This is a genomic window from Micromonospora sp. NPDC049101, from assembly GCF_040648675.1.
In the GTDB taxonomy this organism is placed as follows: Bacteria; Actinomycetota; Actinomycetes; order Mycobacteriales; family Micromonosporaceae; genus Micromonospora.
The window spans coordinates 42,577-54,863 of sequence record NZ_JBEZED010000014.1 but is presented as its reverse complement, the minus strand read 5'-3'; the positions used below and the strand labels follow the sequence as shown (position 1 = coordinate 54,863).

Sequence of the window (12,287 nt, the reverse complement as noted above, 5' to 3'; positions counted from 1 at the left end):
GCCCGGTCATCGCTTCAGTAGAGGAAGAACGGTGCCGACGGGTTGCTCGGGCGCACGCCGGTCGGGACCGGGGCGATGTCCCGCACGCTGTCCGGCTCGATCCGTTCGAAGGGGCTGCTGCGGTAGGCCACCCCGTTCGCCTCGTACATGTAGGCGCCACTGGGCACCCGGATGGTGCGGTTGGTCGGGTACGCCGTCAGGTGGGTGACCTTGGCACCGAGGTCGGTACGTAGCGGCGTCTCCAGGGCACCGTCGACGCTGATCTCGTAGATCGCCGGCTGACCGACGGACCCCGCCACCACCAGTTGGTCCTCGCTGCCCCAGTCGACAGCGGTGAGGGAGGTCAGCGAGGTGGCCAGCTGCCGGGGCGGGCCGACGGAGACGCCCCCGCCATCCGGGTTGACGGCGGCGACGTAGAGCCGGCCACCGGCGATCAGCGCGACCCGTTGGCCGTCCAGGGCGGCGGCCACCGCGGTGACGTCGGCGGGCAGGTTGAGCGGCACCTGATACATCCGCGCCGACTCGTCGAACCGGTAGAGCTGCCCGTCGGCGACGACCAGACCACGGCCGGGGCGCGCGTCGACGGCACGCAACCAGACCGGACGGCTCATCGAGGAGTATTCGGACGTGCTGCGGTTGATGGCGGAGATCGGCGCGGCGCTCGCGCCCACCGCGAGCCGGTGCCCACCCTCGCTGCTGCCCTTGACCACCATCGCGGCGAGGACCCGCTCCCCCTTGGCCACCGCCAGGTCGGCGGAGACGATGTTGCGGTTGGCCTCGGGTGCCAGCGGCACGGCGCCGCTGAGTTCGCTGCCGAAGTCGAGCGGATGGATGGCGCCCTCGTACAGGCCGAACCGCTGCGGGCTCTCGGCGTTCGGGTAGAGCTCGACGGAGTCCCGTCGCTCGCTCAGGTCCTGGACGGGTAGCGAGTTGTTGCGGATCCGCACCTCCAGCTGACCCGGCAGGTCCCCCAACGACCAGGCGATCTGCGTGATCAACTGGTCGATGCCGTTCTGGTCGTCGCCGGACATGTCCAGGTTGACCTCCCACCGGCCGTTGCCGCCGGTGGCGTTGTTGATCAGCTCGGTGCGGTCGGGCAGCCCGACGACACCCGGGCGCAGCCATTCGGAGGGGCCGCCGACCAGCCACTTGACCACCTCGTTGACCCGGCGCTCGTCCGGCACCGCGAGCGGCCGGTAGCGCTGGTCGGGCACGAGGCGGGTGCGGTCCGAACTCCAGAAGTAGATCGACTCGTCCTGGTAGTAGCGACGAAGGGCGACGTCGCTGAGCAGCAGCACGTTCGGCGGGTCGAGAACGTACAACCCGGCACGCTCGTCGTTGACGCCGCCGTTGAACGCCGCGCTGCGGAGACCGAACTCGTACTCCGTCTCGGTCGCCACCGGTGGTGCGAGGGTGCCGTTGGCCCGCAGCACACCGATCTGCTGCACGGTGATCTTCACGGTGGTGGTCGAGTCGCTGTTGAGGGTGTAGACCGCCTCGCGCAGCCGGACCACGTTCAACGCGACCTCGCTGCCCTTCTTGTCCTGGAGGCGGGACTTGTGCTCCGGGGCGATGTACGCCTTGACCCGCTCGTACGCCCGATCCGGCTCACCCGCGGCGGCGGACAGGAAGTTGCGGACGAACGCCTCGTTGACGCTGCCGCTGGCCGTTCGGGTCGGCGGCTCGTTGCCCGGACCGTTGACCATGCCGGCCTCGGTCGCGGCCCCGCCCTTGCCGTCCACCCGCACGTCGGAGGCCGCCGGAATGCCGCAGCCGGCGCCCAGCAGCACCACCACGCCGAACGCCACGACCAGAGCCGGTCGTCTCATGAGCGCACCTCCGCCCGCTGCCCGTCCCCGGTCGGCGCCGGGTCGATCGCCAACGCCCCACCGGTGCCGGGCCCGATGGCCAGCGGTCCACCGTCGCGGGGACCGCCGAACGGCAGCGCGGCATCGGCCGGCACCAGCCGCAGCGGCGAGGTGGTCAGCCGGTCACCGGCACGGGCCGGCAGCGTGAGCCGGAACTGCGCGCCCTGCCCGGGAGCACCCCACGCCTCCAGCCAGCCGCCGTGCAGCCGGGCGTCCTCCAGGCTGATCGACAGGCCCAGCCCGGTGCCCCCGGTCTGCCGAGCCCGGGACGGGTCTGCCCGCCAGAACCGGTTGAACACCAACTTCTCCTCGCCTGCCTTGAGCCCCACGCCACGGTCGCGGACGGTGATCGCCACGGCGGTGTCGTCCACCCCGAGGGTGATCAGCACCGGACGGGCCTCGCCGTGTTCGACGGCGTTGCCGACCAGGTTGCGCAACACCCGCTCGACCCGGCGCGGGTCGACCTCGGCGATCACCGGCGTGCCCGGCAGGTCGAGCTCGATCGGGACGCCCACCCGCTCGGCCAGGCCAGCCAGCCGGTCGACCACCCGGTGCACCACCGGCACCAGGTCGGTCGGCTCGGAGTCCAGCATGGCGAAGCCCGCGTCGAAGCGGCTGATCTCCAACAGGTCGGTGAGCAACTCCTCGAAGCGGTCCAACTCGGCCTGCAGCAGCTCGGCGCTGCGGGCCACCGCGGGGTCGAACTCGTCGCGCTCGGCGAAGATCAGGTCGGCGGCCATCCGTACCGTGGTCAGCGGGGTACGCAGCTCGTGCGAGACGTCGGAGGTGAACCGGCGCTGTAGTCGGGACATCTCCTCCAGACGCAGGATCTGCCGTTGCAGGTTGGTGGCCATCTGGTTGAAGGAGGCGGCGAGCAGAGCGAGGTCGTCCTCACCGTTGACCATCATCCGCTGGTCGAGCAGGCCGGCGGAGAGCCGCTGGGCGGTCCGTGCGGCGACCCGGACCGGGTTGACGACCAACCGGGTGACCAGCGCCGCGAGCAGCCCCAGCAGGATCACCAGGGCGACCCCGGTGGCCACGACTGTGGCCCGTGCGTCGGCGGCGGTGACGTCCTGCCGGCTCAACGGCACCAGATAGTAGAGCTCGATCTGGCCGAAGCGGGTGGGCACCGGTGAGCCGTACACCAGGTATTTGGTGGGCTCGCCGGTGAGCCGCCCGGTGCGGATCTGGCTGGCCACCTTGCCGTCGGCGATCGCGGCCCGCAGCTCCGGGCTGATCAGCGACTGGACGTTCGCCGATGGCGCGGTGCGGGTCTGGATGTCGTTGTGGTAGCCGTCGGCGGTGATCGCCACCACCACGCCGCTGGTCTGCTGAGGGTCACCGCCGGCCAGGTAGTTGACCGTGCCGTCGATGGTCTCCTGGAGCTGCGCCTCCTGCGGCTGACCGTAGAGGGAGACCTGCTTGGCCGCGTAGCTCGCACCGCTGGTCACCCGCTGCCGGACGTCGCTGCGGGCGTTGTCGAGCAGGATGGTGCTGATCTTGTCAGCGATCAGGAAAGCGAACCCGCCGACCAGCAGACTGGACGCGACGAGCGTGATGGTCACGACCCGGACCTGAAGTGAACGGCGCCAGGTCTGGTGCACCCGGGCCACCACCCGGGCGACCCGGCCACTCACCGCGCGCCAGAACTCCCCGCCGGCGCTGGGCCGGCGGGCAGCCGTGCTCTGGGGGTGCGGGGGCGGCGAGGTCGACACAGTGCGACCAGGCTATCCGGTCCCCGCCTTGTATCCCACGCCCCGCACGGTGAGGATGATTTCCGGTCGCTCCGGGTCCGGCTCGATCTTGGCGCGCAACCGCTGGACGTGCACGTTGACCAGGCGGGTGTCGGCCGCGTGCCGGTAGCCCCAGACCTGCTCCAGCAGCACCTCGCGGGTGAAGACCTGACGGGGCTTGCGGGCGAGCGCGACCAGCAGGTCGAACTCCAGCGGAGTCAGCTTCACCTCCTCGTCGTTGCGGCTCACGGTGTGCGCCGGCACGTCGATGGTGATCTGGTTGTCCGGTGGCCCGATGGTCAGCATCTCGGGAGCGACGTCCTCGCCTCGGCGCAGGCGGGCCCGCATCCGGGCGACCAGCTCCTTGGGCTTGAACGGCTTGACCACGTAGTCGTCGGCGCCGGACTCCAGGCCGAGCACGACGTCCACGGTGTCGCTCTTGGCGGTCAGCATGACTATCGGCACGCCGGACTCCGCCCGAATCGACCGGGCGACGTCGATACCGCTCATACCAGGCAGCATCAGGTCGAGCAGCACGATGTCGGGACGGCTGTCACGAAAGGCGGCCAACGCTCGCTCGCCGTCCGCCACGAACGAGGGCTGGAAGCCTTCGCTGCGCAGGACGATGCCGAGCATCTCGGCGAGCGCGGGGTCGTCGTCGACCACCAGTACGCGGGCTCTCATGGGATTAATATTGCATCCTCAGTCAGTTCGGTGGGACCGGCGTCCGCCGGTAACGCGTGTCGCCGCCGAAGAACCTGTCACCGCGACCCGCGGCGGCGGCGCCACGTGCTGCGGTGCCTGGTGCACGGATGACGTCCCGGGCCAGGCTGCCACCATGATCCCCCTTCGACGCCAGCCGGCGCCACCGCAGTCTGGGAACCAGGCCCAGGTCAGCCGAAGAGGGCGCGCCCCCAGTGGTCCCCGCCGTCGCGTACCCCGGGTGGGCAGGCGAACACCCCACTGGAGACGTGCCGCAGGTACTCGTTCATCACGTCGTGCCGCGCCAACTGGGTCTGGATCGGGACGAACTGGCGACGCGGGTCACGCTGGTAGGCGATGAAGAAGAGGCCCGCGTCGAGCCGGCCGAGGCCGTCCGAGCCGTCGACGAAGTTGTAGCCCCGGCGCAGCAACTGGGCGCCGCTGTTCCGGCTCGGGTGGGCCAGCGTCACGTGCGCGTGCTCGGCGATCACCGGCTTGCCGTCCGCGCCGCGCGCGGCGAAGTCCGGTTCGTCGAACTCGTCGGTCCGGCCGAGGGGGGCACCGCTGCCCTTGGTCCGGCCGACGATCTCCTCCTGCTCGGCCAGGGAGGTCCGGTCCCAGGTCTCCACCAGCATCCGGATCTTGCGGGTGACCAGGTACGAGCCCCCAGTCATCCAGTCCGGCCCGTCGCCCGGCTGCACCCACAGCTGGTCGCGCAGCAGCTCGGTGTCCTCGGCCTTGAGGTTGGCCGTACCGTCCTTGAACCCGAACAGGTTGCGTGCGGTGGCCTGGTCACGGGAGGTCGACGAGGTACGCCCGAAGCCGAGCTGCGACCAGCGGACGCTCACCACACCCATGCCGAGCCGGGCCAGGTTGCGGATCGCGTGCACCGCGACCTGCGGATCGTTGGCACACGCCTGCACGCAGAGGTCACCGCCGGAGAGCTGCGGCTGGAGGGCGTCGCCGGGGAACTTCGGCAGCTCGGCGAGGGCGGCGGGCCGCCGGTCGGCGATGCCGAAGCGGTCCCGGCCGTCGGCGTCGCGGAACAGCGTCGGCCCGAAGCCGATCGTCAGGGTGAGCTGCGACGGGGGCAGGCCGAGCGCCTCGCCGGTGTCGTCCGGTGGGGCCTCCGGCATCCCGCCCACCGCGCCGAGCACTCCGGCGTCCCGCCCGGCGGTCATCCGGGCGGCGGCGGCGGTCCACTCCTCGAGCAACTCGACGAGCCGGGCCCGATCCTTGGTGATCACGTCGAAGGCGACGAAATGCAGCCGGTCCTGCGCCGGGGTGACAATGCCGGCCTGGTGCTCGCCGTGGAACGGCACCGCCCCGGCCGGGTGGTCGCTCGCCCCGGCCGGGCCACGGGAGCCGTTGACCAACGCCGTCGCACCTGCCGACACCCCGGCGATCCCGGCCACGCCGGCGCCGGCGAGCGTGATCGCCCGCCGCCGGGTCAACCTGCTCCCGCTCATCCCACCAACTCTTTCTGCTACCTGGTCACTTGGCGACGGCCGCGGCGACCTTGCTGATCGGCTCGGCGAGCGCATTGATCCCGTCGGAGAGCTCCTTGAGCTCGTCCTTGCTCAGCGCGGTGTGCAGCTTCCACCCGTCGCCGTCGCGGTGCTTGCCGAGCAGCGTCTCGACGTTGGCGAACTCGGTGTCCAACTGCTTGACCAGCTCCGGGTTGCGCTGCTCCAGGGCCGGGCGCAGGGCGGACACGGCGGCCTTGGAACCTTCGAGGTTGGCGGCGAAGTCCCACAGGTCGGTGTGCGAGTAGCGGTCCTCCTCGCCAGTGATCTTGCCGCTGGCCACCTCGTCGAGCAGTTCCTTGGCACCGTTGGCGAGCTGGAGCGGGGAGAGCTTCTCGGCGTTGGCCTTGGTCACGATCTCCTTGACGTCGACAAGCAGGCGGTCGGCGATGGGGCCGTCCTTGCTGATGTCGCCGGACTGCCAGAGGTCCTTCTCGATCCGGTGGAAGCCGGTGAACTCCATCCCCTCCTCGATGACCTCCTCGCGGCCATCGATCTTGGGGTCGAGGTCGCCGAAGATCTCGGCCACCGGCTCGATCCGCTCCCAGTAGGTGCGGGCGACCGGGTAGAGCGTCTTGGACTTCGCCACGTCGCCGGCCTTGACCGCGGTCACGAACTCCTCGGTCTTGTCCAGCAGCGCCTCGGTCTGACTCTTGACGTAACGCTGGTAGTTCTCGGCCGCGCCGGCCAACGCGGCGTCGGCGGTGAGCGGCTGCGCCGAGCCGCTGACCTTGAGCGCACCCCGGATGCCCTTGCCGCTCATCCCGGGCTTGCAGGCCGTCTGGTACGTGCCGGCCGGCAACTCGACGTGCAGCTCACGGCTGAGGCCCGGGGCGATGTTCTCCACCTCGCCCAGCACCCGGTCGCCGTCGGCGTAGACGTAGAACTCGGTCACCTTCGCACCGGAGTTGGTGATCTTGAAGGTGGCGGTGCCGGCACCCAGGTCGGTGGTGCCGACCTCACAGGCGGTGTCCGTCGCCTTGACCGCGATCGGGCCGCCGGCCACGGCCGGGTCGTCCTTGTCGCCGCCGGAGCAGGCGGTCACCCCGGCCGTCGCCAGCACGCCGACGGCGGCCAGCGCGAAAAATCGGGTGGTACGCATCTGAGCTGTCTCTCCTCGTGGGGTCAGGCACGCTGCGGCGCGGTTGCCGCCTCGGCCTCGGCCTCGGTGCCGGTGTCGGCCCCGCGCTCGGTGACGGTGGTGGTCGGGGCAGGTGCCGGCTTGCGCCGGGCCGGCCGTAGGAAGAGCAGGAGGACCGGCACGGCGTACCCGATCCAGGCGATCGTCTCCAGCACGGTGGGTGCGGGCGTCACGTTGAACATGCCGGCGAGCAGGGCCGCGTACCAGGTGGTCGGGTCGAGCGTGCCGGTGATGTCGTAGGCCAGGTCGTTCAGGCCGGGCAGGACACCGGCCTCCTGGAAGTCGTGGACGCCGTACTTGAGGATGCCGGCGGCGACCAGGATCAGCAGCGCGCCGGTCCAGGTGAAGAACTTGCCGAGGTTGATCCGCAGGGCGCTGGCGTAGAGCAGCACGCCGAGCACCACGGCGGTGACGACGCCGCCGACCAACGCGAGCAGCGGACCACTGTCGCCGGCCGCGCCCTGGGCAGCCGAGTAGAAGATCAGCGCGGTTTCCAGGCCCTCCCGGACGACCGCGAGGAAGGCCATCCCGGCGACCGCGAACGAGCCGACGGCCAGCGCCTCGGTCAGCTTGCCGCGCAGCTCACCGGCGATGGTCCGGGCCGCCCGGCGCATCCAGAAGATCATCCAGGTGACGAAGACCACGGCGGCGACGGAGGTGATCGCCTCGAACAACTCCCGGTCCTCGGAGCGGGACAGCAGCGAGGTCGACGTGTACTCGATCAGCCAGCCGAAGAGCACCGAGAGCACCACGGCCAGGCCGACACCCGCCCAGACCTGGGGCAGCCGATCCCGGCGCTGCGACTTCACCAGGAAGGCGACCAGGATGCTGACCACCAGGGTGGCTTCCAGGCCTTCCCGCAGGCCGATCAGATAGGTGGCGAACATCCGGGCTCCGAGTTCATCAGGTACGCCTCAACCAACTTAGGGCAGGCATACCTTGCTCCCTGGCCAGGAGGCTCGTCAAGTCGTACACGACAAGCTCACTCGACCCCTGCGCCGCAGGCCCGGCCGGCCGGCAGCACCGACGCCACCCCTCGGGTGTGGAAGGATCCCCGCCGTGAGGGGATTCCTGCCGTGGCTGGCGGTGCTGGCCGTGGTTCTGCTGCTCAGCGCGCTGCGCATGCGGGCGCTGGCCGCCATCGTGTCGCTCGGCTGGCTGGCCTGGTGCGTCTGGACGTGGTTCCGCCCCACCCGCCGCGACCGACGGTCGGGCTGAGCCCGCCGAGCCGGGGCGCAGCCCGCCGAGCCGGGCGGAAACGACGAACCGGGCCGGCTGCGAACAGCCGACCCGGTCCGGTGCGGAGCGTCGATCAGTAGCGGTAGTGATCCGGCTTGAACGGGCCCTCGGTGGAGATGCCCAGGTACGCGGCCTGCTCCTTGGTCAGCGTGCTCAGCTTGGCGCCGAGCGCGCCCAGGTGCAGCCGGGCCACCTTCTCGTCCAGGTGCTTGGGCAGCACGTAGACGCCGATCGGGTATTCCTCGGTCTTGGTGAACAGCTCGATCTGGGCGATCGTCTGGTTGGCGAACGAGTTCGACATCACGAAGCTCGGGTGCCCGGTCGCGTTGCCCAGGTTGAGCAGGCGACCCTCGGACAGCACGATGATGGCGTGCCCGTCGGCGAAGCGCCACAGGTCGACCTGCGGCTTGATGTTGACCCGCTCGACGTCGGAACGCTTGGCCAGACCGGCCATGTCGATCTCGTTGTCGAAGTGGCCGATGTTGCCGACGATGGCCTGGTGCTTCATCCGGGCCATGTGCTCGTTCGTGATGACGTCGAAGCAGCCGGTGGCGGTGATGAAGATGTCCGCCTGCTCGACCACGTCGTCCAGGGTGGCGACCTGGTAGCCGTCCATCGCGGCCTGCAACGCGCAGATCGGGTCCACCTCGGTCACCACGACCCGGGCGCCCTGGCCGCGCAGCGACTCGGCGCAGCCCTTGCCCACGTCGCCGTAGCCCATCACGACGGCCATCTTGCCGCCGATCAGCACGTCGGTGGCCCGGTTGATGCCGTCGATGAGCGAGTGCCGGCAGCCGTACTTGTTGTCGAACTTGCTCTTGGTCACCGAGTCGTTGACGTTGATGGCCGGGAAGAGCAGGGTGCCCGCCCGGTGCATCTCGTAGAGGCGGTGCACGCCGGTGGTGGTCTCCTCGGTCACGCCCTTGATGCCGGCGGCGATCCGGGTCCAGCGCTGGCTGTCCTCGCCGAGCGAGCGGTGCAGCACCTCGAGGATGACCGCGTACTCCTCGGAGTCGGCGGACTCGACCGGCGGGACCGCACCGGCCTTCTCGAACTCGGCGCCCTTGTGCACGAGCAGGGTGGCGTCGCCACCGTCGTCGAGGATCATGTTCGGGCCCTGCCCGTCCGGCCAGGCGAGCACCTGCTCGGTGCACCACCAGTATTCCGGGAGGGTCTCGCCCTTCCACGCGTACACCGGGACGCCGGCCGGGGCCTCGGGGGTGCCGTTCGGGCCGACGACGATCGCCGCGGCGGCGTGGTCCTGGGTGGAGAAGATGTTGCAGGACGCCCAGCGCACCTGTGCGCCGAGGGCGACCAGCGTCTCGATCAGGACGGCGGTCTGAATGGTCATGTGCAGCGAGCCGGTGATCCGCGCGCCGGCCAGCGGCTGCGCCTCGGCGAACTCTCGGCGAATCGCCATCAGGCCGGGCATCTCGTGCTCGGCGAGCTGGATCTCCTTACGCCCGAACTCGGCGAGCGACAGATCCGCCACCTTGAAGTCGCCTTCGGCGAGGGTGCTCGGCCGGGCCTCGGACGGCGTGCCGCTGGGGGACGCCGGGAGGGTGCTGGTCATGAAAGCTCCTGTCGAACGATGTCTGCGCCGACCTTCCACCTTACGCGCGCCGTCGACCGCCATAGGGGGACGGTCCGCAGACAGCGCACGGGGCGGTCGGTGCTGAACGGACTTTCCCGCCCATGCCCCGCCCGCCCCGTGCATCCCCCCGGTTTGGTTCCCCGCACGTTCTCGGACCGTCGTCGCGATAACGCTGCGTACTCATAGAGTCACACTCGGACACCGTTCCGTCAAGCTATTCCGGGAAAAGTCGGACTTGTATCGTCCACGGTCCGTGCGGGATCACCGCAGTCCGGACGTCGCCACGTACGCCTCGCCGGCGCCACTGATCCGCAGCGGCTCACCGGCCGCCGTGCCGATCGCCGCCTCGCCGGACGCCAACGTCAACGCGCCGGCACCGTCGTCCACGGTGATCGACCCACCGGCACAGAGCACCACCCGAGGGCCGGGCAACGGCAGCGTGGCCGAGGGCACCGCCGCGCCGACCCGCACCCGGTGCAACGCGAAATCGTCCACCGGCACGGGCCACCAGTCCACACCCGGGCCGACCGGCCGCGCGGCCCGCACCGGATCGTGCAGCACCTCGAAGCGCAGCACCCGCATCAGCTCGTCGACGTCCACCCGCTTCGGGGTCAGCCCACCACGCAGCACGTTGTCGCTGGCCGCCATGATCTCCACACCACAGCCGCTCAGGTAGGCGTGCAGGTTGCCGGCGGGCATCCAGATCGCCTCCCCCGGCACCAGCCGCACGTGGTGCAGCAGCAACGCCACCAGCACGCCCGGGTCCGCCGGGTACGCCTTGGTCAGCCGGCGGGCCAACTCCGCGTCCGGACCGTCGGCGGACGCGGCCACCACCGAACCCAGCAACCCGTCGCGTTCCGAGACCGGCCAGTCGAGCAGCGTCCGCACCGCCGTCCGCAGCCCCACCGGCCCGGCGCGCAACGCGGCGACCACCGGCGCCAACTCCGGTACGCCGAACCCGGCGAGCGCCTCGGCCGACTCCGCCGGCTCCCGGAAACCGCACAGTGCCTCGAACGGGGTCAGCGCGACAAGCAACTCCGGCTTGTGGTGCGGGTCGGAGTAGTTGCGCCGCCCCTCGGGAAGCCCCGCCTCCGCCGCGTAGCCGGCCCGCGCCTGCTCGGCGTCGGGGTGTGCCTGCAGGCTCAACGGGGCGTCGGCGGCGAGCACCTTGAGCAGGAACGGCAGTCGGCTGCCGAACCGCTCCGACACCCGCTGGCCGAGCCACTGCCCCGGCTCGTCCCGCACCAGGTCGCAGAGGCTCACCCGCAGGCCGGCGCGGTCCACACTGGCCGGGGCACCCGGGTGGGCGCCCAACCACAGCTCCGCCTCCGGGCCGGCGCTGGGCACCACCCGGCCCTGAAGGAGGGCGATGGCCGAGCGGGAGCCCCAGGCGTAGTCGCGGATCGGTCCGTACAGTGGCTCCACCCGTCAGCCCCCGGGCCGCCCGGCCGCCTCGCCCGACGCGTCCTGCGGCACGGCGGTGTCGGCGGCCGCACCGGTGCCGGCCTCGGCCGCGGCGGCGCTGTAGACGTCCGGCTCCAGGTAGATCACCCGGGCGATCGGCACCGCGGCGCGGATCCGCGCCTCCACGGCGTTGATGCCGCGGGCCAGGTCGTGAGCGCTCTCGCACCGCGGAACGGCGATCTTCGCGGCCACCATCAGCTCTTCCGGCCCCAGGTAGAGCGTCTTCATGTGGATGATCCGCTCCACCTCGGGGCCATCGGTGACGGCTCGCTCGATGGCGGCCAGCTCGGACGCCTCGGCGCCCTCACCGAGCAGCAGGCTCTTCGTCTCGATGGCCAGCACCACGGCGATGACGACCAGCAGGATGCCGATCATCGCGGTGCCGGCGGCGTCCCACACACCGTTGCCGGTGATCAGCGTCATGCTGACGCCGAACAGGGCGAACACCAGACCGACGAGCGCGCCGAAGTCCTCCAGGAGCACGACCGGCAGCTCCGGCGCCTTGGCGCGGCGGATGAACCGCACCCAGGACTGGTTGCCCCGGATGTGGTTGGACTCCTTGATGGCGGTCCGAAAGGAGAACGACTCCATGATGATCGCCGACACCAGCACGACCACCGGCAGCCAGTGCCAGGACTCGATGGCGCCCCCGTCGTGCCACTTGTGGTACGCCTCGTACAGCGCGAACAGGCCACCGATGCTGAACAGCACGATGGACACGATGAACGCGTAGATGTAGCGCTCCCGGCCGTACCCGAACGGGTGTTCCGGGGTGGCCGCCCGCTTCGCCCGCTTGCCGCCGAGCAGCAGCAGGCCCTGGTTGCCGGAGTCGGCGACCGAGTGGACCGCCTCGGCCAGCATCGACGACGACCCGGAGAGCAGGAACGCGATGAACTTGGTGACGGCGATGCCGACGTTGGCCAGCAGGGCGGCGACAATCGCCTTCGTCCCACCGTTCGCGCTCATGCCACCGCTCCGCTTCGCTTCGCGCTGACCTGAGACAACCCGCTGCTGAGCCAC

General features: G+C 70.7%; 10 protein-coding genes. 1 reads left to right on the top strand and 9 read right to left on the bottom strand.

Annotated features, from left to right (window positions below; genetic code table 11):
• Positions 1-14: 14 nt before the first annotated feature.
• The 6 genes from AB0B57_RS20380 to efeU form a co-directional block, all read right to left on the bottom strand.
• The gene (locus AB0B57_RS20380; protein ID WP_357071754.1) at positions 15-1,829 is read right to left on the bottom strand and encodes an LpqB family beta-propeller domain-containing protein; all 1,815 of its coding nucleotides are present in this window, start codon (positions 1,827-1,829) and stop codon (positions 15-17) included.
• On the bottom strand, positions 1,826-3,583 hold the full coding sequence (gene mtrB, locus AB0B57_RS20375; RefSeq protein ID WP_357071749.1) for an MtrAB system histidine kinase MtrB: 1,758 nt from the start codon (positions 3,581-3,583) through the stop codon (positions 1,826-1,828). The genes AB0B57_RS20380 and mtrB overlap by 4 nt, the downstream gene beginning before the upstream one ends.
• 12 nt (positions 3,584-3,595) lie before the next feature.
• Entirely contained in the window at positions 3,596-4,285 is a 690-nt protein-coding gene (mtrA, locus tag AB0B57_RS20370) for an MtrAB system response regulator MtrA (RefSeq protein WP_110564421.1), read from the bottom strand.
• A gap of 209 nt (positions 4,286-4,494) precedes the next feature.
• On the bottom strand, positions 4,495-5,772 hold the full coding sequence (efeB, locus tag AB0B57_RS20365) for an iron uptake transporter deferrochelatase/peroxidase subunit (RefSeq protein WP_357071745.1): 1,278 nt from the start codon (positions 5,770-5,772) through the stop codon (positions 4,495-4,497).
• A gap of 25 nt (positions 5,773-5,797) precedes the next feature.
• Complete coding sequence (efeO, locus tag AB0B57_RS20360) at positions 5,798-6,931, bottom strand: iron uptake system protein EfeO (RefSeq protein WP_357071742.1); 1,134 nt, start codon at positions 6,929-6,931, stop codon at positions 5,798-5,800.
• A 23-nt stretch (positions 6,932-6,954) separates the two neighbouring features.
• Positions 6,955-7,857, bottom strand: coding sequence for an iron uptake transporter permease EfeU (efeU, locus tag AB0B57_RS20355; RefSeq protein ID WP_357071739.1), 903 nt, complete (start codon positions 7,855-7,857; stop codon positions 6,955-6,957).
• Between the two features lie 172 nt (positions 7,858-8,029).
• Between efeU and AB0B57_RS20350 the strand changes: the two genes are divergently transcribed.
• Positions 8,030-8,188 (top strand): hypothetical protein, encoded by a 159-nt coding sequence (locus tag AB0B57_RS20350; RefSeq protein ID WP_357071736.1) that lies wholly within the window; start codon positions 8,030-8,032, stop codon positions 8,186-8,188.
• A 94-nt stretch (positions 8,189-8,282) separates the two neighbouring features.
• Here the strand turns inward: AB0B57_RS20350 and ahcY are convergent, their stop codons facing one another.
• From ahcY to AB0B57_RS20335, 3 genes are all read right to left on the bottom strand, one after another.
• Positions 8,283-9,782 carry an adenosylhomocysteinase gene (gene ahcY / locus AB0B57_RS20345; RefSeq protein ID WP_357071733.1) on the bottom strand — a complete coding sequence of 500 codons (1,500 nt, stop codon included), beginning with the start codon at positions 9,780-9,782 and terminating at the stop codon, positions 8,283-8,285.
• Between the two features lie 282 nt (positions 9,783-10,064).
• The gene (gene manA / locus AB0B57_RS20340; protein ID WP_357071730.1) at positions 10,065-11,228 is read right to left on the bottom strand and encodes a mannose-6-phosphate isomerase, class I; all 1,164 of its coding nucleotides are present in this window, start codon (positions 11,226-11,228) and stop codon (positions 10,065-10,067) included.
• Positions 11,229-11,231: 3 nt separating this feature from the next.
• Positions 11,232-12,233 carry a cation diffusion facilitator family transporter gene (locus AB0B57_RS20335; protein WP_357071727.1) on the bottom strand — a complete coding sequence of 334 codons (1,002 nt, stop codon included), beginning with the start codon at positions 12,231-12,233 and terminating at the stop codon, positions 11,232-11,234.
• Positions 12,234-12,287 lie beyond the last annotated feature (54 nt).